At 71.8% G+C, this 21,270-nt stretch carries 21 protein-coding genes; 10 read left to right on the top strand and 11 right to left on the bottom strand.

What is annotated here, in order from left to right; translation table 11 throughout:
* Window position 1 precedes the first annotated feature (1 nt).
* The gene (locus PD653B2_RS14980) at window positions 2-1,327 is read right to left on the bottom strand and encodes an MFS transporter (RefSeq protein ID WP_085873188.1); all 1,326 of its coding nucleotides are present in this window, start codon (window positions 1,325-1,327) and stop codon (window positions 2-4) included.
* A gap of 83 nt (window positions 1,328-1,410) precedes the next feature.
* Here PD653B2_RS14980 and PD653B2_RS14975 point away from each other — a divergent pair, with 83 nt between their 5' ends.
* Together PD653B2_RS14975 and PD653B2_RS14970 are read left to right on the top strand one after the other, a co-directional pair.
* Window positions 1,411-3,156: a DUF2207 domain-containing protein gene (locus PD653B2_RS14975; RefSeq protein WP_085873187.1), complete on the top strand. Its 1,746-nt coding sequence runs from the start codon at window positions 1,411-1,413 to the stop codon at window positions 3,154-3,156.
* Between the two features lie 41 nt (window positions 3,157-3,197).
* Window positions 3,198-3,758 carry a LemA family protein gene (locus tag PD653B2_RS14970; RefSeq protein ID WP_085873186.1) on the top strand — a complete coding sequence of 187 codons (561 nt, stop codon included), beginning with the start codon at window positions 3,198-3,200 and terminating at the stop codon, window positions 3,756-3,758.
* A gap of 248 nt (window positions 3,759-4,006) precedes the next feature.
* Here PD653B2_RS14970 and PD653B2_RS14965 read toward each other — a convergent pair whose 3' ends face one another.
* Entirely contained in the window at window positions 4,007-4,885 is an 879-nt protein-coding gene (locus PD653B2_RS14965; RefSeq protein WP_085873185.1) for an aldo/keto reductase, read from the bottom strand.
* Between the two features lie 67 nt (window positions 4,886-4,952).
* Between PD653B2_RS14965 and PD653B2_RS14960 the strand changes: the two genes are divergently transcribed.
* Both PD653B2_RS14960 and PD653B2_RS14955 read left to right on the top strand, forming a co-directional pair.
* Window positions 4,953-5,921, top strand: a complete 969-nt coding sequence (locus PD653B2_RS14960) for an iron-containing redox enzyme family protein (protein WP_085873184.1) — start codon at window positions 4,953-4,955, stop codon at window positions 5,919-5,921.
* Complete coding sequence (locus tag PD653B2_RS14955) at window positions 5,918-6,121, top strand: CDGSH iron-sulfur domain-containing protein (protein WP_089503978.1); 204 nt, start codon at window positions 5,918-5,920, stop codon at window positions 6,119-6,121. The genes PD653B2_RS14960 and PD653B2_RS14955 overlap by 4 nt, the downstream gene beginning before the upstream one ends.
* 2 nt (window positions 6,122-6,123) lie before the next feature.
* Here PD653B2_RS14955 and PD653B2_RS14950 read toward each other — a convergent pair whose 3' ends face one another.
* The 3 genes from PD653B2_RS14950 to PD653B2_RS14940 all read right to left on the bottom strand — a co-directional run bounded on the left by PD653B2_RS14950 (window position 6,124) and on the right by PD653B2_RS14940 (window position 9,149).
* The gene (locus PD653B2_RS14950) at window positions 6,124-6,756 is read right to left on the bottom strand and encodes a methyltransferase (RefSeq protein ID WP_085873182.1); all 633 of its coding nucleotides are present in this window, start codon (window positions 6,754-6,756) and stop codon (window positions 6,124-6,126) included.
* Window positions 6,757-6,791: 35 nt separating this feature from the next.
* Window positions 6,792-8,228 carry an NADP-dependent phosphogluconate dehydrogenase gene (gndA, locus tag PD653B2_RS14945; protein WP_085873181.1) on the bottom strand — a complete coding sequence of 479 codons (1,437 nt, stop codon included), beginning with the start codon at window positions 8,226-8,228 and terminating at the stop codon, window positions 6,792-6,794.
* A 306-nt stretch (window positions 8,229-8,534) separates the two neighbouring features.
* A complete protein-coding gene (locus tag PD653B2_RS14940; RefSeq protein ID WP_085873180.1) occupies window positions 8,535-9,149 on the bottom strand; it encodes an alpha-ketoglutarate-dependent dioxygenase AlkB in 615 nt (204 codons plus the stop codon).
* Window positions 9,150-9,266: 117 nt separating this feature from the next.
* Here PD653B2_RS14940 and PD653B2_RS14935 point away from each other — a divergent pair, with 117 nt between their 5' ends.
* From PD653B2_RS14935 to PD653B2_RS14925, 3 genes are all read left to right on the top strand, one after another.
* On the top strand, window positions 9,267-10,013 hold the full coding sequence (locus tag PD653B2_RS14935; RefSeq protein WP_085873179.1) for an ABC transporter ATP-binding protein: 747 nt from the start codon (window positions 9,267-9,269) through the stop codon (window positions 10,011-10,013).
* Between the two features lie 70 nt (window positions 10,014-10,083).
* Window positions 10,084-12,645, top strand: coding sequence for an ABC transporter permease (locus PD653B2_RS14930; RefSeq protein ID WP_085873178.1), 2,562 nt, complete (start codon window positions 10,084-10,086; stop codon window positions 12,643-12,645).
* A gap of 102 nt (window positions 12,646-12,747) precedes the next feature.
* Window positions 12,748-13,467: a GntR family transcriptional regulator gene (locus PD653B2_RS14925; protein ID WP_242665294.1), complete on the top strand. Its 720-nt coding sequence runs from the start codon at window positions 12,748-12,750 to the stop codon at window positions 13,465-13,467.
* Window positions 13,468-13,566: 99 nt separating this feature from the next.
* Here the strand turns inward: PD653B2_RS14925 and PD653B2_RS14920 are convergent, their stop codons facing one another.
* Window positions 13,567-13,911, bottom strand: a complete 345-nt coding sequence (locus PD653B2_RS14920) for a hypothetical protein (RefSeq protein ID WP_085873177.1) — start codon at window positions 13,909-13,911, stop codon at window positions 13,567-13,569.
* A 63-nt stretch (window positions 13,912-13,974) separates the two neighbouring features.
* On the opposite strand from PD653B2_RS14920, the gene PD653B2_RS14915 reads away from it, so the two are divergent.
* Together PD653B2_RS14915 and PD653B2_RS14910 are read left to right on the top strand one after the other, a co-directional pair.
* Window positions 13,975-14,706 (top strand): copper homeostasis protein CutC, encoded by a 732-nt coding sequence (locus tag PD653B2_RS14915; RefSeq protein WP_085873176.1) that lies wholly within the window; start codon window positions 13,975-13,977, stop codon window positions 14,704-14,706.
* The gene (locus PD653B2_RS14910) at window positions 14,703-14,966 is read left to right on the top strand and encodes a DUF4031 domain-containing protein (RefSeq protein WP_085873175.1); all 264 of its coding nucleotides are present in this window, start codon (window positions 14,703-14,705) and stop codon (window positions 14,964-14,966) included. Before PD653B2_RS14915 ends, PD653B2_RS14910 begins: the two co-directional genes overlap by 4 nt.
* Window positions 14,967-15,012: 46 nt before the next feature.
* Here PD653B2_RS14910 and PD653B2_RS14905 read toward each other — a convergent pair whose 3' ends face one another.
* Window positions 15,013-15,612 carry a hypothetical protein gene (locus PD653B2_RS14905; RefSeq protein WP_085873174.1) on the bottom strand — a complete coding sequence of 200 codons (600 nt, stop codon included), beginning with the start codon at window positions 15,610-15,612 and terminating at the stop codon, window positions 15,013-15,015.
* A 79-nt stretch (window positions 15,613-15,691) separates the two neighbouring features.
* Here PD653B2_RS14905 and PD653B2_RS14900 point away from each other — a divergent pair, with 79 nt between their 5' ends.
* Window positions 15,692-16,066: a nuclear transport factor 2 family protein gene (locus tag PD653B2_RS14900; RefSeq protein WP_085873173.1), complete on the top strand. Its 375-nt coding sequence runs from the start codon at window positions 15,692-15,694 to the stop codon at window positions 16,064-16,066.
* Here the strand turns inward: PD653B2_RS14900 and PD653B2_RS14895 are convergent.
* The 4 genes from PD653B2_RS14895 to serA form a co-directional block, all read right to left on the bottom strand.
* Window positions 16,056-17,600 (bottom strand): carboxypeptidase-like regulatory domain-containing protein, encoded by a 1,545-nt coding sequence (locus tag PD653B2_RS14895; RefSeq protein ID WP_133059002.1) that lies wholly within the window; start codon window positions 17,598-17,600, stop codon window positions 16,056-16,058. The genes PD653B2_RS14900 and PD653B2_RS14895 overlap by 11 nt on opposite strands.
* Before the next feature lie 88 nt (window positions 17,601-17,688).
* Window positions 17,689-18,957, bottom strand: a complete 1,269-nt coding sequence (locus PD653B2_RS14890; RefSeq protein WP_085873171.1) for an MSCRAMM family protein — start codon at window positions 18,955-18,957, stop codon at window positions 17,689-17,691.
* A 57-nt stretch (window positions 18,958-19,014) separates the two neighbouring features.
* On the bottom strand, window positions 19,015-19,869 hold the full coding sequence (locus tag PD653B2_RS14885; protein ID WP_085873170.1) for an oxygenase MpaB family protein: 855 nt from the start codon (window positions 19,867-19,869) through the stop codon (window positions 19,015-19,017).
* Between the two features lie 192 nt (window positions 19,870-20,061).
* On the bottom strand, window positions 20,062-21,261 hold the full coding sequence (gene serA / locus PD653B2_RS14880) for a phosphoglycerate dehydrogenase (RefSeq protein WP_085873169.1): 1,200 nt from the start codon (window positions 21,259-21,261) through the stop codon (window positions 20,062-20,064).
* Window positions 21,262-21,270 lie beyond the last annotated feature (9 nt).

The raw sequence follows: 21,270 nt of genomic DNA, 5'->3' as shown, positions 1-21,270 counted from the left end.
CTCAGTCGACCGACGCCGGCAGGGTCTTCGGGGTCGGCGCCGGCGGGGTCTCGGGCGGGGAGGGGCGCACGCCGTTGACCTCGGGAGAGAGTTGCGGCTCGAGCCGGGCGATCGCGAGGACGCCGCACAGCAGGCAGCCGGCGACCAGCGAGCCGATGTAGACGGACCCGAGCCCGTGGCCGACGAGCACGCCCGCGATCGGTGGCGCGATGATCGCGGCGAGCTGGAAGGCGCCCGAGGTCAACGCGTTGTAGCGGCCCCGCAGGTGGTCGGGCGCGAGCTCGTTGGTCAGCGCCGGGATCGTCGGCTGCAGCAGCGTCTCGCCGAACGCGAAGACCGCCGCGCACGAGGCGACCAGGAGCGTCGCGCCCCAGGTGCCGGAGACGAGCCCGGTGGCGCCGAGCAGTAGCCACGAACAGGCCCACACCACGCTCATCACCGCGATGATCCGCGTCCGGCGGCGCCCCTCGATCCGCTGGAGGACCACCAGCTGGAGCAGCACGATCACGACGGTGTTGGCGGCGAAGGCGAGACCCAGGCCCTGCGTGGACACCTCGCCGACGGCGCGGGCGAACGCCGGCATGCCGGCGTTGAGCTGGGAGTAGCCGACGTACGACGACACGAAGCTGAGCAGCATCAGCGCAGCCACCGCGGGCCGCCGGGCGACCTCCAGGTAGCTGACCTTCGCCGGAGGTGCGTCGTCGCCGTGGTCGGGACGACCCGCGACGTGGCGCAGCGGCACGAGCATGAGGAACAGCGCCGGCAGGTAGCTGACCGCGTCACCGAGGTAGATCACCTGGAAGGTCACCAGCCGGTCGACGTCGACGAAGGCGCCGCCGACGATGCCGCCGATCCCGATGCCCAGGTTGAGCAGCGTGAAGTTGACCCCGAAGTAGCGCTGGCGCAGCTCGGCCGGCACGACCGCCGCGATCAAGGTCTGGAAGCCCGGCCAGGTCACCCCGAAGGAGACGCCCGACAGCATCAGCGCGCCCGCAGCCATCCACTCGGCCGACGAGTACGCGAGGAGCACGTTGGAGACCACCTGGAGCGAGATCGCGGCCATCAGGAGCCGGCGCGCGCCCAGCCGGTCGATCGCCGACCCGCCGGGGCCCACGACGAGGAAGCCGACCAGGGGCGACAGTCCCAGCAGCAGGCCGACGTCGCTCAGCGCGAACCCGCGCACCTCGTGGAGGTAGACGACGTGGAACGGGAGGACCAGGCCGGTGCCGATGAACTCGAAGACCACGACCGACAGCAGGAGCTTGCCCTCACGAGGCAGGTCGTGCCAGAAGGAGGCGAGGGTCGGGCGGTCGGCGGGGGAAGTCATCGCGACGAGTGTTCCAGTGGCCACCGACAGACAGCACGTGGTTTTCCGACGCCACCACCTCGGCGACCCCTAGGCTCCCGAGCATGAAGCGACTCGTGCTGTCGGTGATCGGCCTGGTCGTGATCGTCCTGGTCCTGCTGGTGCCGGCTGTCCTGTGGAACAGCAGCGGTGACGGTACGACGGACTCCGACTTCACCATCAAGTCCTACAAGGCGACCATGGAGGTCGCCGACAACGGCGACCTGACCGTCGACGAGTCGCTCAAGATCGACTTCAACGTCCCGAAGCACGGCATCTTCCGCTTCTGGGACCGGGCCGACCCGTCCGCACCGCACGCCCGTCGCAACCCGCACGACGTCACCGTCACGATGGACGGGAAGGACGTGCCCGTCGAGCTCTCCCACCAGGACGCGGGCCGCTATCTCGTGGCGAAGGTCGGCGACCCGGCGGTCGAGCTCGAGCCCGGCGTGCACGTCTACGACATCCACTACGAGATCGACGGCGTCCTCGAGCCCGGCACCGACGGCACCGAGACCCAGTTCTACTGGAACCTGGTGCCCGACGGGCCCGAGATCGACAAGGCCGACGTCACCGTCGACCTGCCCGTGGCCGCCGACGGCGTCCGCTGCGCGCAGGGCTCGGGCGAGACCGGCGGCTGCACGGTCGAGGGCGACCAGACGACGACCCTCCACGTGCGGACCGGCCCCCTCGACCCGCACACCCCGGTGACGGTCAAGGCGGGCCTCGACCTGCCCACGCCCCCACCGGGCGACGAGCTGCCCTGGACCCCCCGCTTCGACCGCGTCTTCGGCACCAGCCTCCCCCTCCTGGCCCTGGTCCTCCTGCTCTCGGTCGTCGCCGGTGTGGTCGGCTTCCTCCTGGTGCGCCGCGCCTACGAGGCCAACCCGCAGTTCCCGCTCATGTACGCGCCGCCCGAGGGGATCGGGCCCGCGCAGGCGGCCTACCTGGTCACCGAGCAGGTCGACGACGAGCAGTACGTCGCGACGCTCATGTACGCCGCCGAGAAGGGCGCGATCGACCTCACCCGCGCCGACGACGCGTGGACGATCTCGGACAAGAACGGCGCGGACGGCTGGGCCGGCCTGGACCCGATCACGTCCGGCACCGCGCACCTGCTCGGCGGCCCGGGCACGTCGTTCACCGCAGGACCGCAGGACGTGGAGGCGGGCAAGCGGCTCAAGACCGAGATCGAGGACTTCAAGTCGAGCACCACGACGTGGGCGTCGGCGTCCGGCCTGATGGTCACCAGCGGCCTCGGGAGCATCGGCGGGCTGGTCGTCGGGGCGTGCCTGCTGGCGGTGGTGGCCACGGCGATCTGGAACCCGTTCGGCATGACCATGATCGGCCTGATCCCCGGCGCCTTCGCGGTCGCCGGCGCCGGCCTCGCCGCGCCGGGCTCCGGTACCAAGCGCACCAGGGCCGGGCGCGACCTCTGGTCGCGAGCGGGCGGCTTCCGTCGGATCCTCGCCACGCCGTCGGCCCAGGACCGGTTCGACTTCTCCGGCCGCCAGGAGCTCTACACCGCCTACATCCCGTGGGCGGTCGCCTTCGGGTGCGCCGACGAGTGGGCCGAGAAGTACCGCGTCGAGATGGGCTCCGAGCCGCCCGTCCCGTCGTACTTCGGCAACGCCTACGCCGGTGCGTACGCCGGCTCGGCCGTCTCGTCGATGGTGTCCGACTTCAACTCCACCGTGAGCTCGGCCGTCTCCTCCTACGAAGCCACCCAGAAGTCGTCGTCCGGCGGCGGGGGTGGTGGCGGTTTCTCGGGCGGCGGCGGTGGCGGCGGCGGAGGCGTCGGCTCGTGGTGACCCCGATACTTGCCCTGCATCCCTGGAACTGAGGAGTTCACATGCTCATCGCCATCATCGTCGTCGTGGTGCTCGTCGCCGTCGTCGGCTTCGTCATCGTCGGCTTCAACAAGCTGCGCACCACCGACATCGGAGCCCAGGAGGCGCTCGGTGGCATCGACGTCCAGCTCACCCGTCGCGCCGACCTGATCCCCAACCTGGTGGAGACGGTCAAGGGCTACGCCGCGCACGAGAAGGGCGTCTTCGAGGAGGTCACCCGGGCCCGTGCCGCCGTGACGAGCGCCGCGAAGGGCGACGACGTGCCGGCCAAGGCAGCCGCCGACGCCGAGCTCAGCCAGGCACTGGTCAAGGTCAACGCGGTCGCCGAGGCCTACCCCGACCTCAAGGCCAACCAGAACTTCCTCGAGCTGCAGTCCCAGCTGGCCGAGACGGAGAACCAGATCTCCTTCGCCCGCCAGTACTACAACGACGCGGTGGCCACGCTGAACAAGCTCACGCAGACGATCCCGTGGATGTTCCTCACGGGCATCGCAGGCGTGCACAAGCGGGACTTCTACGACGCCCCCGACGGCCAGGACGTCGCCCCGACCGTCAGCTTCTGAGCTGCCCCAGCCTGAGCTCGCGAAGGCTGGGACGCAGCAGCCAGGTCGAGTAGCCGCGCGAGCGAGGGACGAGCTCGCGACCGGCGTATCGAGACCCACACGGGTCTCGATACGCTCGCTGGCGCTCGCTACTCGACCGGCGAAACTCCCTACTCGACCGGCGAGGCTCGCTACTCGACCGACGGGGACACGCTCGCTGGCGCTCGCTACTCGACCGGCGAAACTCCCTAGTCGACCGGCGAGGCTCCCTACTCGGCCGACGAGGAGAGCGCGCTGAGGGTCATCATCTCGTCGTCGCTCAGCCGGATCGCGGCGGCGGCGGTGTTCTGCTCGAGGTGCGCGACGCTCGACGTGCCCGGGATCGGCAGCATCACCGGCGACAGCTGCAGCAGCCACGCGATGGCGACCTGAGCAGCGGACGCGTCGTGCGCCTCGGCGATCGTCGAGATGGTGTCATCACCGTCGACGTGGTCGGCGAGCGGGCGCCACGGGATGAACGCGATGTCGTTCTCCTCGCAGTGCGCGAGCAGGTCGTCGGCGTTGCGGGTGCCGAGGCTGAAGCGGTTCTGCACCGACACGATCGTGGCGACCTTCTGCGCCGCTTCGAGCTGGTCGACGTCCACCTCGGACAGCCCGATGTGCCGGATCTTGCCCTCGTCCTGGAGCGCCTTGAGCTCGCCGACCTGGTCCTCGAGCGGGTACGCGTCGTCGATGCGGTGCAGCTGGTAGAGGTCGATGGTGTCGAGGCCGAGCCGGCGCAGGCTCAGCTCGCACTGCTGGCGGAGGTACGGCGGGAAGCCGAGCTGCGTCCACTCGCCCGGGCCCTGGCGGGTCAGCCCCGCCTTGGTGGCGATCACCACGTCGTCGGCGTACGGGTGCAGGGCGTCCTTGAGCAGCGCCTCGGCGACCTCCGGGCCGTAGGAGTCGGCCGTGTCGAAGAACGTGATGCCGAGCTCGACGGCCCGGCGCAGCACCAGGATCGCCTCGCCGTGGTCTCGCGGCGGCCCCCACACACCTTCTCCGGGCAATTGCATGGTGCCGTAGCCGAGACGGACGACGGGCAGGTCGCCGCCGAGCTGGAACGTCCCGGACGGGGTGGCGCTGATCTCGGCCGTGTTCTGAGTCATGCCTCCGTCGTACCACCCGACCCAAAAGGGTGGCGTTGTGGACGGGTGGGGCGGGTACAGGAAGGTCATGAAGATCCCCCGTCCCCGAGGCGCCCTGACCGAGGTGCTGTTCGAGAGCCTGCTGACCGGATCCGATGTCCCCTCCGCGCCGGCGGGCACCGACGACACCGACGCCGCCCTGGCCCTGTGGGTCCTCTACGAGCTCCACCACCACGGCTTCGACGACGTCGACGACGAGCGCGAGTGGGACCCGGACCTGCTGCGGCTGCGTGCCGAGCTGGAGCGTGACCTCGAGGACCGGCTGCGCGAGCGCTGGACCGGGCCGCCCACGACCGGTGCCTTCACCGCGACCTTCTTCGACTGGGTGGCGGAGCAGGACGGCGTCTCGCTGGCAGCACACGTGCACCGCGACGCCGACCGCGACCAGGTCCTCGAGCTGCTGCGGGTGCGCTCGATCTACCACCTCCAGGAGTCCGACCCGACCGCTTGGGTCGTGCCGCGACTGGGCGTCCGGTCCAAAGCCGCCCTGATGGAGCTGCAGTACGACGAGTACGGCAACGGCGACCCCAACCGCCTGCACCACCACCTCTACGCCCTCGGCATGGAGGCCAGCGGCCTCGACGCGTCGTACGGCGCCTACATCGACGAGGCGCCGCTCGAGATCCTCGAGCAGAACAACGCGATGTCGCTCTTCGGCCTGCACCGGCGGTTCCGCGGGGCGGCCCTGGGTCACCTCGCGGCGTTCGAGGCGACCAGCTCGCTGCCGTCGCGGCGGATGATGCAGGGACTGGAACGGCTCGAGTTCCCCGCGGAGCTCGTCGACTACTACGCCGAGCACGTCGAGGCCGACGCCGTGCACGAGCAGCTCGCCGTGCGCACGATCTGCGGCAGCCTCCTCGAGGAGGAGCCGCAGCTCGAGGAGAGCCTGTGGTTCGGGGCCTTCACCTGCCTCGACCTGGAGGACCGGTTCGGCCGGCTGATGCTCGACCGCTGGCTGTCCGCCGAGCTGACCGCCGAATGCCAGGACGTCGCATGAGCTTCGACCACCCGGACGCCATCCTCTGCCCCGGCGGCCCGATGCTGATCCGCGGCAACCACGCGGTCGAGGACCCGGACGGCGTCCCGCACGGGACCACCCGGCCCGTGTCCGCGGTGTGCCGCTGCCTGAAGTCCTCGTCGCTCCCGTGGTGCGACGGCACCCACAAGGTGCTGCCCGCCGACCTCCGGCCGGCCTAGGGCTAGACCCGGTCGGCTCGCACGAGCACCCCACGCTCGTGCCAGCGGACCTCGGTCACGGCGAGCTCGTCGCCGCGGAGCCGGTCCCGCAGCGCGTCGACCTGCTCGACGGTGCCGATCTGGAGCAGCAGCGAGCCGCCGGGCAGCAGGTGCCCGCGCGCGGCGTCGACGCACATCCAGGCGACGTCCATCCCGTCGTCACCACCGTCGATCGCGAGGAGCGGGTCCTCGGGGTAGCGGCCGACCTCGGTACGTCGTACCCACGGCGGGTCGGCGACCACCAGCGCGAAGCGCTCGCTGTCGCGGAGCATCTCGTCGATGGCGCCCTCGCGGACCTCGACCCGGTCCGCCAGACCGGCGGCGGCGGCGTTGTGGCGGGTGTAGTCGCACGCCACCGGGTTGAGGTCGACGCACACGAGCCGGCGGTCGGTGTCCGCGACCGCGAGGAGGCCGATCTGGCCGGCGCCGGAGCACAGCTCGAGCACGTCCCCCGCCGGGGAGGTCGCGAGGATCTCCGCCGCCCAGGTGGACTGGGCCTCGGTCCACGAGCGGGGTCGCAGCACGCGGCTGTCGAAGGCGATGTGAAGCCGGCCGAAGTCTGTCTCCTCCGGCTCGGTCGTGGTGGTGGTGGTCATGGCAGGGCGGTACCCCGCGGCGGCCCGGGCAAGCCTCAGACCTCGGACTCCGCGAGGTCGCCGGACCAGTGGGTGTGGAAGACGCCCTCCCGGTCGACGCGCGCGTAGGTGTGGGCGCCGAAGTTGTCGCGCAGCGCCTGGATCAGCGCGGCGGGCAGGTGCTCGCGTCGCAGGCCGTCGAAGTAGGCCAGCGAGGAGGAGAACGCCGGCATCGGCACGCCGGCCGCGACGCCCGTCGAGACGACCCGGCGCCAGGCGTCGGCTCCCTGCTCGACCGCCTCGGCGAAGTACGCCGTGGTCAGCAGCGTGGTGAGGTCGGGCTCCTCGGCGTACGCCTCCTTGATCCGGTCGAGGAACTGCGCGCGGATGATGCAGCCCCCGCGCCAGGTCGTCGCCATCAGGCCGAGGTCGACGCCCCAGCCGTGCTCCTCGCTGCCGGCCGCGATCTGGTCGAAGCCCTGCGCGTAGGCCACGACCTTGGACGCGTAGAGGGCGGCGCGCACGTCGTCCACGAACGCGTCGCGGTCCTCGAGCGGCGCCCCTTCGGGGTCGGTGTCGAAGACCTTCCTCGCGGCCGCGCGCTGCTCGGTGTGGCCGGACAGGCTGCGGGCGAAGGTCGCCTCGGCGATGCCGGTGACGGGGACGCCGAGGTCGAGCGCGCTCTGGACCGTCCAGCGTCCGGTGCCCTTCTGCTCGGCGGCGTCCTTCACGACGTCGACGAACGGCCTCCCGGTGGCGGCGTCGGTGTGGTCGAGCACGACCGCAGTGATCTCGATGAGGAACGACTCCAGGTCGCCGCCGTTCCACTCCCGGAAGACCTCGGCGATGCCGGCCGGCTCGATCCCGGCGACGTGGCGGAGCAGGTCGTAGGACTCGGCGATCAGCTGCATGTCGGCGTACTCGATGCCGTTGTGGACCATCTTCACGAAGTGCCCGGCGGCGTCCGGGCCGACGTGTGCGCAGCAGGGCGTGCCGTCGACCTCGGCCGCGATCGACTCGAGCACCGGAGCGAGCCGCTCGTAGGCCTCGTCGGAGCCCCCGACCATGATCGAGGGGCCGTGGAGAGCGCCCTCCTCGCCACCGCTGACGCCCATCCCCACGAAGTGCAGGCCCTTCTCGACCAGCGCCTGCTCGCGGCGCAGGGTGTCCGTGAAGTGGGCGTTGCCGCCGTCGACGACGATGTCGCCCTCGTCGAGCAAGGGCACCAGCTCGTCGATGACGGCGTCGGTCGGCTCGCCGGCCTTCACCATGATCACGATCGCTCGCGGCCGCTGGATGCTCGCGACGAAGTCCTCGAGCGACTCCGACCCGACGAAGTCGCCCTCGTCGCCGTACTCCTCGATCAGGGCGGTCATCTTGGCCGTGGTGCGGTTGTGCACCGCGATGGTGTGCCCGTGCCGGGCGATGTTGCGGGCCAGGTTGCGTCCCATGACGGCCAGGCCGGTGAGTCCGATCGTTGCGCGTGCGTCCATGGCACCACCCAACCTCGGTGCCCCAAATCGTCCCTCAGTCGAGTGACGAGTCGGTGGCCGAGTGTTCCTCGGTGGTCGAGTAGCGAGCGCCAGCGAGCGTATCGAGACCTGGGTCTCGACACGCGCCGTCGCGACCTCCTCCGTCGGTCGCGGCCGCGTGTTCCTCGGTGGTCGAGTAGCGAGCGCCAGCGAGCGTATCGAGACCTGGGTCTCGATACGCGCCGTCGCGACCTCCTCCGTCGGTCGCGGGCGCTACTCGACCTGGCACCGAGCTCCCTGCCCTCGCGAGCTCGGGCAGGGCGGTGCTCAGAACACGTTGAGCGGACGGAACTGCACCGACACCCGCGGCCCCGCGTGCGCGACCTTGGGCACGGCGTGCTCCCAGGTGCGCTGGCAGGAGCCGCCCATGACGAGCAGGTCGCCGTGGCCCATCTCGACCGAGATCGAGGCGCCGCCGGCCCGCGGGCGGAGCATCAGGCGCCGCGGGTCGCCGAGCGAGACGATCGCGACCATCGTGTCCTGGGTCTTGCCGCGGCCGATGGTGTCGCCGTGCCAGGCGACGCTGTCGCGGCCGTCGCGGTAGTAGCAGCACCCGGCGGTCGTGAACGGCTCCCCGAGCACGGGGCGGTAGTGCGCGGACAGGGCGCCCCGCGCCCGGGCCAGCGCCGGGTGGGGGAGCGGGTCCCCGGCGCCGTACATGTGCAGGAGCCGGGGTACGGCGACCTCACGGTCGTACATCTGCCGCCGCTCGGCCCTCCAGGGGACGTCGCGCAGCATCAGCTCGAAGACGTCGTCGGCCTCCGGCAGCCACGCGGGGTGCACGTCCACCCACGCACCGCGGGTGAGGGTGCGGCGCTCCAGCCCGTCGAAGGTCGGCACCTCGGCGGGAGGCGCCGCGAAGAGCGAACCCTGGAAGTCCATGTCCCGAGCATAGCCCGAGATCGAACAGATGTTCGACAGCCGGATCAGGGGGATGTCAGGGTCGGTCGGCCGGGATTCAGGTGGCGCGGCAGGTGCGCGGCACGGGAGGCTGGACCCATGACCGAGCCCCCCGCCCCGGCCGCGCGCGTCCGCAACCTCACCAAGACCTACGGCACCGGCCAGGCGCTGGTGCGCGCGTTGGACGACGTCACGCTCGACATCGCCGCCGGCGAGTTCACCGCGGTCATGGGACCGAGCGGGTCCGGCAAGTCGACCCTGATGCACTGCTGCGCCGCCCTCGACACCGCCGACTCGGGCTCGGTGTTCATCGGCGACCAGGACCTGACCCAGCTCAAGGACAAGGGCCTGACCCGGCTGCGCCGCGACGAGATCGGCTTCGTGTTCCAGTCCTTCAACCTGGTGCCGACGCTGACGGCGGAGGAGAACATCCAGCTGCCGATGGCGATCGCGGGCCGCAAGGCCGACCAGGCGTGGTACGACACCGTGGTCGCGACCGTCGGGCTCGGCGACCGGCTCGAGCACAAGCCCAACGAGCTCTCGGGCGGCCAGCAGCAGCGCGTCGCCGTGGCCCGCGCGCTCGCCAGCCGGCCCCGGATCGTCTTCGCCGACGAGCCCACCGGCAACCTCGACTCCCGCTCCGGTGCCGAGGTGCTCGAGCTGCTGCGGCGCAGCGTCGACGAGTACGGCCAGACGGTCGTGATGGTCACCCACGACCCGGTCGCCGCGGCCTACACCGACCGGGTCGTCTTCCTCGCCGACGGCCGGGTGGTCGACGAGCTGCGGGCGCCGACTCGCGAACAGGTGCTGGAGGTCATGAACCGGATGGCCGAGCAGACCCCATGATCTCCACCCCACGAAACTGCGGGCTTCCCCCGCTTCGCTCCTCCAGCCCACACTTCCGCGGGGACCCCGGATGATCCGGGCCGCTCTGAAGAGCCTGCTCGGGCGCAAGGTGCGCCTCGTGATGAGCACCTTCGCGATCGTGCTCGGCGTCGCGTTCGTCGCGGGCTCGCTGATCTTCTCCGACACCCTCAGCCGCAGCTTCACGGCGCTCTTCGCCTCCACGGTGGGAGACGTGGTCGTGCGTCCCGTCGGGGGGACGACGGCCGACGGGGCGCCGTCCACGGTCACGATCCCGGCCGGCGTGCTCGACGACCTGCGCGAGGTCCCGGGCGCGGCCCGGGTCGACGGCAACGTCACCGCGTTCGGCGTCTTCGTCGTGAGCGCCGACGGCAAGGTGGTCAGCGGCTTCGGGCCGCCGGCGATCGGCGGCAACTGGTCCGACGCGCCGGCCGGCCACGGGCTCGAGGGCCTCGCCATCACCTCGGGCCACGAGCCGCACGGGCCCGACGAGGTGGTGTTCGACGAGCGCACCGCGGAGCGCGCGGGCTACGAGGTCGGCGACCGGGTCGACATCATCCCGTCGACCGCGGCGGCGCTGAGCGAGGGTGGCGGGCTGCCGACCCACCTCACGCCGACCCTGGTCGGCGTCGCCGGCTTCCCCAGCGGCGGCTCGCTCAACGGGGCGACGTACGCCGCCTTCGACACCCCGACCGCCCAGAAGCTCTTCCTCGGCGGGCAGGACGCCTACACCGACGTCTGGGTGACCGCCGCCGACGGCGTCTCCCAGGCGCAGCTGCGCGACGACGTGGCCCCGCTGCTCCCGGACGGCGTCGAGGCGGTGACCGGCGACGACGCCGCCGACGAGGCGGCCACCGACCTGCTGCAGGCCATCTCCTTCATCACGACGTTCCTGCTGATCTTCGCCGGCATCTCGCTGGTGGTCGGGGCGTTCCTCATCGTCAACACGTTCTCGATCCTGGTCGCCCAGCGCAGCCGCGAGCTCGCGCTGCTGCGCGCCCTGGGCGCCTCCAAACGGCAGGTCCTGTGGTCGGTGCAGCTCGAGGCGTTCGTGCTCGGCCTCCTGGGCGCGACCCTGGGCCTGGGGCTCGGGGTGCTGCTCGCGATGGCCATCCGGGCGCTCTTCGCCAACTTCGGTCTCGACCTCTCCGGCCAGCCGCTGATCTTCGCGCCGCGCACGTTCCTCGCGTCCTACGTCGTCGGCATCCTGGTCACGATGGCGGCGGCCTGGCTGCCGGCCCGCCGGACCACCCGGATCGCCCCGGTGCAGGCGCTTCGCGACGACGTCGCGCTCCCCGAGTCGTCGCTGCAGCGTCGGCTCTGGTGGGGACTCGCGCTCACCGGGATCGGCCTCGTGGTGCTCGCGCTGGGACTCTTCTCCGACCTGCCGCACGGAGGCTGGCAGACCGGCGGCGGCATCCTCGCGATCCTGCTCGGCGTCGCCGCGATGAGCCCGGTGATCAGCCGGCCGTTCCTGGCGGCCTCCCGCGCGACGTACGCCCGGCTCTTCGGCACGGTCGGCAACCTGGCCGGGCAGAACGCGCTGCGCAACCCCCGTCGTACGACGGCCACCGCCTCGGCGCTGATGATCGGGCTCACCCTGGCCTGCACGATGGCGATCGTCGGCGACTCCGCGAAGGCCAGCGTGGACAAGTCGATCGAGGAGAACTTCGTCGGGGACTACGTCGTCAGCAACGTCATCGGGACGGCCTTCACGCCGGCCATCGGCGACCAGATGGCCCAGGTCCAGGGCGTCGAGCACGTCGTGCGCGAGCGCTTCCAGGCCGGGCAGCGCGACGGCGACAGGCAGGGCGTGTCGGCTGTCGACCCCGGCGACGTCGACCTGCTGGAGCTCGACGTGTCCGACGGCGACCCCGCCGACTACACCGACGGGTCGGTGCTGCTCCAGCGCACCTGGGCCGGGGACGAGGACCTCGGGGTCGGCGACGAGATCACCTTCGACATGCCGGCCGGCGAGCGGACCTACGACGTCGCCGGCATCGTCGAGGACAACCCGGTCGTGTTCGCCCCGGTGCTGCTGACGCCCGGCGACTTCGCGGACGCCGGTTTCCCCGACAGCGACAACGTGCTGATCCTCTTCACCGACGACTCCCCGGGCGTCCAGGACCGGCTCGACGCGGTCGTCGCCGACCTGCCCGTCGTCACGGTGAAGGACCAGGGGGAGTTCGCCCAGGAGCAGCGCGCGCCGATCGACCAGTTCGTGCTGATCATCTTCGCGCTGCTCGGGCTGGCGCTGGTCATCGCGGTGCTCGGCATCGTGAACACCCTCGCGCTGTCGGTCATCGAGCGGACCCGCGAGGTGGGGCTGCTGCGGGCGATCGGGGTCAGCCGGGCCCAGCTGCGCACCATGATCACGCTCGAGTCCGTGGTGATCGCGGTGCTCGGCGCGATCCTCGGCGTGGTGCTCGGGACCGGCTTCGGGGTTGCGTTGATGTATGCAGTCCGCGACCAGGGGCTCGAGGTCATCAGCGTGCCGCTCACCCAGCTGGTGGTGTTCTTGGTGCTGTCGGTCGTGATCGGTGTGCTGGCTGCGATCTTCCCCGCTCGGCGGGCCGCGAGGCTCGACGTGCTGCGGGCGATCGCGACCGAGTGACGCCCGGCACCGACCTCCACAGATCCGAATATTCGACACTCCGGTGCGCGCGTTCCTGCCGATCTGGGGACGCGGAGGCCTCTCACTGCCTACAGTTCAACCGTGGACGAGTTGCTGGTGACTGAGGGGCGTGCGCTCAAGCACGTCCAGGTGCGTGAATACGTGCGCGCTCTCGTCACGGGGGCGGCACCCGGTTCACCTGCACCTTCCGAGCGTGAGCTGGTGCATCGGTTCGGGGTCGCCCGCATGACGGTGAGGCAAGCGATGGATGCCCTGGTGGTCGAGGGGCTGTTGGAGCGGATTCCGGGGCGGGGCACGTTCGTGGCTCGCCCGAGGCGTGCCGCGAGCCGACTGACGAGCTACACCGAGGAGATGGCGCGACGAGGCTTGCTGGCCGAGTCGCAGACCCTCCTCGCGCGGCGCGAGCAGGCGGGTCCGGGGGTGGCGCGGGCGCTCAATGTGACCGAGGGGGACGCCGTCATCCACTGGCGCCGGCTGCGCCGGGCCGACGGGGCACCGATGTGCGTGGAGGACGCCTATCTCAACGAGATCCTGATCCCCGGCTTCCTGCAGAGCGGGATGCCGACCAGCCTGTACGACGCGCTCGAGTCGCGTGGCCTGCGGCCCACCTGGGCCGAGGACTCCATCAACGCCGACGTGGCGACGGGGGACGAGGCCGAGCTGCTGGAGATCGCGGTCGGCGGGCCGGTGCTGCGGCACTCGCGGCGAGGTCTGGCGGGGGAGAAGGTCGTCGAGGTCTCGCGCACGGTCTACCGGGCCGACCGGTTCACCATGTGGCTCCAGGTGGGCACCGAAGGCTAGCGGAGGCGCGTCAGCGGATCCGCTGATGGTGGTCGAGCGAGCCGCGCGACCGAGCCTGCGAGGCCGCGACCGGCGTGTCGAGGCCCAGCGGCTGGGACGTCACAGTCCTCCGAGGGGTGCGACGACGTCGCCGGTCTCCTCGCAGACCCACACCGGGTCGGGACCGCCGAGGTCGGGCTGGATGTACAGCGCGTGGACGGGTGCGTCGTCCCCGCAGTCCTGGCACACGGGCCAGCGGCCGACGGACTCGAAGAGCGCGTCCTGCACGTCCTGGGCGACCAGGCCGGCGATGTACTCCGTGCCCTCCGGCCACTGCTCCGCCCACCACTTGCGCTGCGCGACCGCGTCCTCGAGCACCGAGACCGCAGCCGCCGTCGCGTGGTGGCGAGCCTGCAGGTCGGAGAGCACGCGGGCGCGCGCGTCGAACAGCAGGGTGTCGTCCATTCCCCCATCATGCCCCCGGGGCGGCTACGCCCGTGGGCGGTCCGCGCGTCCTACGATGCCCTCATGAGCCCGGCGCTGCTCGAGGTGGCCGTCCTCGACCCGCGTGACGTACCCGGCGCGACCGAGGGCGGTGCCGACCGTCTGCACCTCGCCGCACCGGGACCGGTGGTGGAGATGTCCCCCGAGCCCGCGATCGTCTCGGCCGTCTGCCGCGACAGCGACCTGCCGGTCTTCGTGCTGCTGCGTCTCAACGACTCCTGGACCACCACCGGCGGTGAGCTGACCCGGCTGGTCGGACTGGCCGAGGACTACCTGGGCTGCGGCGCCCAGGGTGTCTCGTTCGGCTTCCTCGACGCCGACCTCGAGGTCGACGTGGAGGTCTGCACGCATCTCGCGTCGCGGCTGCCCGGCGTCCCGTGGACGTTCGGCCCGGCGATCGACGACACCCTCGAGCCGCAGCGCTCCTGGCGCCGCCTGGTGGGCCTGCCCGGACTGGTGGGCGTCCGCTCCGCCGGCTCGCCGCGAGGCCTCGAGGTCGGGTACGACGACCTGCTCGCGGTCGCAGCCGCCGACCCGGCGTTCGCCCGGCTGCTGCTGCCCGGCGCCGGGCTGCTGGCCGAGCACGTGCCGTGGTTCGTCAGGGCCGGCGTCCGGCAGTTCCACCTCGGTCCGCAGGCGCGACCGGGCGGGTCCGTCAAGGCCTACGTCGACGCCGGCCACGTGCGCTCCTGGCGGCTGCTGCTCGACGCCGCCGTCGACAGGGAGACGGAGCGGGCGGCGCGCCCCGCCGGATGACGATCTACATCGACCCGCCCAACGCGGCCGGGCACGGCCGGCTCTGGTCCCACCTGGCGAGCGACGCGTCGTACGACGAGCTGCACGCCTTCGCTGCCACGCTCGGCATCCCCCAGCGCGGCTTCGACCGGGACCACTACGACGTGCCGTCCGAGTGGTACGACCAGGTCGTCGCCGCCGGCGCCACCCCGGTCTCCTCCCGCGAGATCGTGTCCCGCCTGATCGCCTCCGGTCTGCGGCGTCGGAAGGGTAGTCCCTGACGAACGCGGGGTCGCCCGACCGATCCGACCCCGCTTTCGTCAGGGACTACCCGGCCAGCGCCGCCAGCTCGCGCTCGACGTTGGCCCGCGCGGCCGCCTCCCAGGCGTCCCGGGCGTGCTCCGTGTGGAAGAGGTGCGGCTTGGCGAGCAGGTCGCGGAGGATCTCCGCGCGACCCAGCGCGAACAGGTCGTCGGGCACCTGCGCGTACTCGGTGCGCACCGAGGCGACGTACTCGGTGTAGCGCTCGGCCGGGGCCGCGAGGATCGCCAGGTCGGCGTCGGAGAGCACGCAGCCGTTGCCGTCGTCGTCGGCGGGGCGGTGGTGCTCGGTGAGCAGCACCAGCCGCACGACCTCGTCGACGACCGCCGGCTCGACCAGGCTCGGCAGCGCCTCCGCGGCCCAGGCGGCCGACCGTTTCTCGGCGTCGGACCGGCCGTCGTACACCCCGTCGTGGAACCACGCGGCGAGCAGCACGGGCATCCGGTCGAACGCCGCCCCGTGCGCGGACAGCTCGGTGATCCGCTCGAGCACCTCGGTCAGGTGCTGGGTGTCGTGGTAGCCGCGGTCGGGGTGGTCGTAGGAGGCGACGAGACGCGCGCCGAGCTCGCGGGCGCCGGGCAGGGGCCAGGCGGGCAGCAGGTCCACGCGGACATTCAAGACCGTCCGGGCCCCGGGCCGCTACGGTGGCCGGACAACGAGAACGTGTTACAGAAATGAGGAGACGATGGCCGCGGACCCCGAGCGCATCCGTGAGGTCGTGAACCGCTACGTCGAGCTGGTCGGGTCCGGCACGTCCGAGGAGATCGTGGCGCTGTACGCCGAGGGCGCGACGGTCGAGGACCCGGTCGGGTCGGAGGTGCTGTCCGACCGCGACGGGATCCGCGCGTTCTACGCGGGCCTCGACGGCCTCGAGAAGGACACCCGGCTGGTGACCGTGCGGATCGCGGGCGGCGCGGCGGCGTTCCACTTCGAGGTCGGCACGCACGTCGGCGAGCAGACCTACACGGTGACGCCGATCGACGTGATGACCTTCGACGACGACGGCCTGATCACCAGCATGAAGGCGTTCTGGGGCGACGCCGACATGGTCAGTGCGTGACGGGGTCCCCGATCGGCGCCAGGCAGGTGCCGCGCGCCTTGCGGGTCATCCCGACCGGCCCGAGGTCGCGCTCAACGTCGGTCTCGAGGACGATCCCGCCGTGCTTGGTCGAGGTGTACTCGCAGCGGGTCGCCGGGTCGCCCAGGTAGTCGCTGGTGCCCCCGGGCTGCACGAGGATCGTGACCCCGCTCTGGGCCGCCAGCCGCTCGTCCATCAGGAACCCGCCGTCGTCGTCGCTCGTCGTCGTCGCGATCACCACGTCCCTGGCATCGAGCAGCCGCACGGTCGCCCCGGCGAGCCTGATCGCCTTGTTGGACGCGTCGACGACGTAGCCGGAGACCGCAGCGGACGGCAACGTCGGCAGCACGAGGTCCCCGAGCCGCTTGGTCTGGCCGGCCTTGATCGACAGGGCCGGCACCGTGAGGGTGTCGAACAAGCCCAGGTGGGCGGAGTCGAAGGCGACCAGGCTGATCCCCTTCGAGGTGGCCAGCCGGCCGCCGACCCGGAAGGTGCCGTCCGCGGCGGTCGTCGCCGCGGCGATGATCGCGCCGCCGGCGTCGTACAGCCGGACGGTGGCCCTGCCGACCGGTGAGTCGTCGTCGGCGGCCACCAGTCGGCCCGTGAAGGAGCCGCCGTGCTGGGTCAGCCGGAAGCTGCCGAAGGCGGTGCGCCCCGGGCGGACCTGGCCGTTCGCGACATCGCCGGTGCGGCCGAGGAAGTCGCCGTAGCCGGGCGCCACGAGTCGGTAGCGGCCGGGGTAGAGGCCCTGGAAGACGGCCGTCCCGCCGCGGGCCTTGGTGGTCCAGAACTGGCCGGTCACCTTGCTGACCGCGGTGACGACGACCGTGCCGCCGACCGCCCGGTCCCCGGCGTACAGGTCGACCAGCAGGCCGCCGGCGCGCTTCGTCAGGTGGACGGCGACGTTCTGCGGCTGCCCGGGCCCGATCCGGCGCACGAAGGTGCTCTTGCCGACGTAGGTCTTCTTGTGGTCGTAGGTGAAGACCGAGTAGCTGCCCCGGGGCAGCCCGCCGATCGCGAACTGGCCCTGCGCGTTGGCCACGGTCGCGAACGACCGCTCGTCCTTGCTGGCCGCGATCACGGTGGCCTTGGACCCGGGCTTGCCGCCGGTCCGGACGGTGCCGGTGATGGCGGACCCGCGCTGCATGCGCACGTTCTTGACCGCGGTGCGCGCGGGTCGGACGACCACGGTCGCGTCCGTGGTCGCGAGCTTCGTGACGTCGTACGACGGCCGCTTGTCGGCGAACTGGAGGCGGTAGGTCCCCGCCGGCAGCGACAGCGAGTACGCGCCGCCGCGGGAGACCGCCCGCGAGCCGAGGTAGGTCCAGTCGGCCGTGAACCACGAGACCTTGAGCAGCGGCCTCGCGCCGTGCGGTGCGAGGACGTAGCCGCGGACCCGACCGGCCGACGCCGCGGCGTCGGCCGCGGGTGCCTGGCCGAGCGAGATCAGGAGGGAGGCGAGCATGCCCGCGACGACGATCAGCACGCTGGCGGTGCGGGGGGCAGTTCCGGGCATGGCCACGAGCCTAGGGAGCCCACCTTCGGTCTCCCTCAAGAAAGCGCGAGGGTTCGCTCAAGGTTGTTGAAAGGGCGAGCGGGCCCGGTCAGTTCGGGAGGCACTGGGTCGGCTGGCCGCTCGCGGTCGATCGCGGCAACGGCACCGCGCCGACGTCGGTGCCCTGCCCCAGCGTGATCGAGACCGGTGCGGCCGAGCCCTGGACGAACTGGCAGTAGTTGTCGGGCGGCGCCGCGGTCGCCCAGCCGCCGCCGCTGGGGTTCGGGTCGACGGTGACGGTCAGGCCGTCCATCGTCCCGAATTGCCCGCTGAGCGTGAAGTGCCCGTTGTCGTCCGCGGTCGTCGACGTGAGCTCGGCGCCGCCGGCGTCGAAGAGCCTCACCACCGAGTCCTTCATCGGGAAGTCGCTGCCGTCGTCGGAGCCGCCGTCCACGACGGTGCCGCTCACCCACCCGCCGCGCTTCGTGTACGTGAACGTCCCGAAGTCGGCCTTGCCGGCCCGGACGTTCGCGCCCTCGATGACGCCGGTCCGGCCGAACCAGACGCCGAACCCGTTGGCCACGAGCGTGTACCTACCGGGGTAGAGGCCCTGGAAGACGACGTCGCCGGCCCTGACCTTCGCGCTCCAGAACTGCCCGGTCGCCTTGCTGACCGCGGTGACGACCGGGTTGCCGGAGGCCCGCTTCTTGACGCCGTTGGCCGAGGTGAAGACGTAGACGCGGAGGCTGCCGGCCTTCTTCGTCAGGTTGATCGCGACGTTGGCCGAGCCGCCGGGCTGCAGCTTGCCCGCGTAGGTGCTCTTGTCGACGTAGAGGTGCCGGTGGTCGTAGGTGAAGAGCGAGTACTTGCCCTCCGGCAACCCGCCGACCGCGAACTGGCCCTTGTTGTTCGCCGTGGTCTCGAAGGACGACTGGTCCTGGTTGGCCGCGACCACGCGGGTCTTCTTGGCCGTCTTGCCGTGCGTCTTCACGGTGCCGGTGATGAAGGCGCCCTTCTTCATGGTGACGTTCTTCTGCCGGGGTTCACCCGCCCGCACGGTGACGGCGATGTCGGTCGGCGCGTACTTGTCGGTCTTGTACGACGGGCGCTGGTCGACGAACTGGAGATGGTAGGAGCCGGCCGGGAGGTTGAGCGAGTAGCTGCCGCCGACCGCGGTCTTGGTGCCGAGGTAGCGCCAGTCCTGGGTGAACCACAGCACCTTGATGCCCGGGTTGTCCTGCTGCGGGAACCTGATCGTGCCGAAGGCGACACCCGTGTCGCCCGCCGCGACGACCGGCGGCGTGCCGACGAGCGCGCCCAGCAGCAGGGCGAGCAGGGCGACGAGCGCGGCCAGACTCCGGCGGACAGGGGAGAGCATGGCCACATCGTAGGCGGGGCTTCCCGGGGTGCCCCGCAAGGCAGCTTCAGGCTTTCCTCAAGACCGCGGGTCGCGGGCCGGCGTCATCGCCCAGCGGATCGTGCCGGTGGCGAGGCCGCCCAGGGCCCGGACGACGGTGCGCTCCGAGACCGGCAGCCAGGGCAGCCGCAGCGGTCGCCGGGTCCAGCGCGGCATCAGGCCGATCGCGGCGGCGACCAGCACGCCGTACGGCGCCCTGGCGAGCAGCGGCAGCGGCGGCCGGAGCAGGAGGTAGGAGACGGCCTCGCGCGCCTCCGGGGTGCCGCGCAGCTCGGGACGGTACGCCGCCAGCGCGGCCGCCAGCTCGGCCTCGGTCGTCGGCGGGTCGATCACGCCGAGCCGGCGGGCGACCTCGGCGGTCTGGGCGACGTAGACGTCCCGGTCGGCGCCGACGAGCGGCTCCTTGCCGTAGACCGTGTGCGCGCGCAGGAAGCTGTCGATCTCGGCGACGTGCACCCAGCCGAGCAGGTGCGGGTCGGCCGCGGAGTACGCCGTGCCGTCGTCCATCGTGCCGGCCACCCGCTCGTGGATGGCGCGCACGATGTCGACCGCCTGCTGGGCGTCGTCGGCGTGGCCGAAGGTCGTGACCGCGAGGAAGCGGCTGGTGCGGGCGAGCCGGCCCCACATGTCGCCGCGGTAGCCCGAGTGCTCGGCGACGCCGCGCATCGCGGCCGGGTGCAGGGTCTGGAGGAGCAGCGCCCGGATGCCGCCCACGAACATCGACGCGTCACCGTGCACGCGGGTGATCGGGCTGTCCGGCTCGAACCAGCGCGGGCCGGGCCGGCCGTGGATCCGCTCCGCGTGGGTGGCGCCGTCCGGACCGGCGACGCGCAGGAAGAGCTCGTGACCGAGACGTTCGCGCACGCTCCCCATGACCCGACCTTACGGGGCCCTCCCCGGCTCGGGCCGCGCGGCCACTCGACCTGGCTGCTGGGTCCCGGCCCTCGCCGGCTCGGGCCGGGGCAGCTCAGTCTCGGTACGCCGGTCGCGAGCTCGTTCCTCGCTCGCGCGGCCACTCGGCCTGGCTGCTGGGTCCCGGCCCTCGCCGGCTCGGGCCGGGGCAGCTCAGGCGTCCCAGGTCCGCAGCCAGATGGTGTGCGGCGACTCGGACAGCTTGGCGAGCGCGTCCTGCGGCAGCGGGTCGAGGGTGTCGGTGACGACGTACCCCTGCTCGCCGCGCGTGGACAGGAACTGGCCGGTGATGTTGGCGCCGGAGTCGGCCAGGATGCTGTTCACGCCCGCGAGCACGCCGGGCACGTTGACGTGCAGGTAGCCGATCCGGTGGCCCGCCTGGAGCGCGGGCGCCATCACGGCGGGGAGGTTCACCGAGAGCTCGGTGCGACCCTGCAGCGAGAAGTTGGCGAGCTTGCCGGCCACGAAGTAGCCGATCTCCTCCTGCGCCTCCTGGGTGGAGCCGCCGACGTGCGGCGTGAGGATGACGTTGTCGAGGCCGCGCAGGACCGACTCGAACTCGTCGCCCTGGGCCTTCGGCTCGACCGGGAACACGTCGAGCGCGGCGCCCGCGATGTGGCCGGACAGGATGTGGTCGCGCAGCGACTCGTTGTCGACCACCATCCCGCGGGCGGCGTTGATGAAGATGCTGCGCGGCTTCATCCTCGCGAACTGCTCGGCGCCGAAGAAGCCGGCGTTGCCGGGTCGTCCGTCGACGTGGAGGCTGACGACGTCGGCCTTCTCGAGGAGCTCGTCGAGGGTGCGCATCCGCTGGGCGTTGCCGTGGGCGAGCCGGTCGGCGGTGTCGAAGAAGATCACGCGCAGCCCGAGCGCCTCGGCGAGGTTGGACAGCTGGGTGCCGATGTTGCCGTAGCCGACGATGCCGAGCGTGCGGCCGCGGACCTCGTGGCTGCCCTTCGCCGACTTGTCCCAGACGCCCTCGTGCATCTTCTGCGTCTTCTCGGTGAGCCGGCGCGCCAGCGCGATGATCTCGCCGATCACCAGCTCCACCACGCTGCGCGTGTTGGAGTACGGCGCGTTGAAGACCGCGATGCCCCGCGCGCCGGCGTCGACCAGGTCGACCTGGTTGGTGCCGATGCAGAAGCACCCGACCGCGAGCAGGTCGCTCGCGGCGTCGAGCACCCGTGGCGTGATGTGCGTGTTCGACCGGATGCCGAGCAGGTGCACGCCGGGCAGCGCGTCGACCAGCTCGTCCTCGGACAGGGACCCCGTACGGAGCTCGACCTCGAAGCCCCGGGCCTCCAGGATCTCGACGGCGACCGGGTGGATGTTCTCGAGCAGCAGCGCCTTCACGATCGACCA

Origin of the sequence: Nocardioides sp. PD653-B2 (assembly GCF_002117935.1) — a bacterium.
Lineage (GTDB): Bacteria > Actinomycetota > Actinomycetes > Propionibacteriales > Nocardioidaceae > Nocardioides.
The sequence above is the reverse complement of the archived record's forward strand: the minus strand, read 5'-3'. Positions and strand labels throughout refer to the sequence as shown.

What these genes read in the sequence shown, in the direction of transcription:
- PD653B2_RS14950 (WP_085873182.1), bottom strand. Translation starts at nt 6,756, where the DNA reads ATGACCACCACCACCACGACCGAGCCGGAGGAGACAGACTTCGGCCGG.
- PD653B2_RS14890 (WP_085873171.1), bottom strand. Translation starts at nt 18,957, where the DNA reads ATGCTCTCCCCTGTCCGCCGGAGTCTGGCCGCGCTCGTCGCCCTGCTC.
- gndA (WP_085873181.1), bottom strand. Translation starts at nt 8,228, where the DNA reads ATGGACGCACGCGCAACGATCGGACTCACCGGCCTGGCCGTCATGGGA.
- PD653B2_RS14955 (WP_089503978.1), top strand. Translation starts at nt 5,918, where the DNA reads ATGAGCTTCGACCACCCGGACGCCATCCTCTGCCCCGGCGGCCCGATG.
- PD653B2_RS14965 (WP_085873185.1), bottom strand. Translation starts at nt 4,885, where the DNA reads ATGACTCAGAACACGGCCGAGATCAGCGCCACCCCGTCCGGGACGTTC.
- PD653B2_RS14930 (WP_085873178.1), top strand. Translation starts at nt 10,084, where the DNA reads ATGATCCGGGCCGCTCTGAAGAGCCTGCTCGGGCGCAAGGTGCGCCTC.
- PD653B2_RS14900 (WP_085873173.1), top strand. Translation starts at nt 15,692, where the DNA reads ATGGCCGCGGACCCCGAGCGCATCCGTGAGGTCGTGAACCGCTACGTC.
- PD653B2_RS14915 (WP_085873176.1), top strand. Translation starts at nt 13,975, where the DNA reads ATGAGCCCGGCGCTGCTCGAGGTGGCCGTCCTCGACCCGCGTGACGTA.
- PD653B2_RS14980 (WP_085873188.1), bottom strand. Translation starts at nt 1,327, where the DNA reads ATGACTTCCCCCGCCGACCGCCCGACCCTCGCCTCCTTCTGGCACGAC.
- PD653B2_RS14970 (WP_085873186.1), top strand. Translation starts at nt 3,198, where the DNA reads ATGCTCATCGCCATCATCGTCGTCGTGGTGCTCGTCGCCGTCGTCGGC.
- PD653B2_RS14895 (WP_133059002.1), bottom strand. Translation starts at nt 17,600, where the DNA reads ATGCCCGGAACTGCCCCCCGCACCGCCAGCGTGCTGATCGTCGTCGCG.
- PD653B2_RS14940 (WP_085873180.1), bottom strand. Translation starts at nt 9,149, where the DNA reads ATGGACTTCCAGGGTTCGCTCTTCGCGGCGCCTCCCGCCGAGGTGCCG.
- PD653B2_RS14935 (WP_085873179.1), top strand. Translation starts at nt 9,267, where the DNA reads ATGACCGAGCCCCCCGCCCCGGCCGCGCGCGTCCGCAACCTCACCAAG.
- PD653B2_RS14910 (WP_085873175.1), top strand. Translation starts at nt 14,703, where the DNA reads ATGACGATCTACATCGACCCGCCCAACGCGGCCGGGCACGGCCGGCTC.
- PD653B2_RS14960 (WP_085873184.1), top strand. Translation starts at nt 4,953, where the DNA reads ATGAAGATCCCCCGTCCCCGAGGCGCCCTGACCGAGGTGCTGTTCGAG.
- PD653B2_RS14975 (WP_085873187.1), top strand. Translation starts at nt 1,411, where the DNA reads ATGAAGCGACTCGTGCTGTCGGTGATCGGCCTGGTCGTGATCGTCCTG.
- PD653B2_RS14885 (WP_085873170.1), bottom strand. Translation starts at nt 19,869, where the DNA reads ATGGGGAGCGTGCGCGAACGTCTCGGTCACGAGCTCTTCCTGCGCGTC.
- PD653B2_RS14920 (WP_085873177.1), bottom strand. Translation starts at nt 13,911, where the DNA reads ATGGACGACACCCTGCTGTTCGACGCGCGCGCCCGCGTGCTCTCCGAC.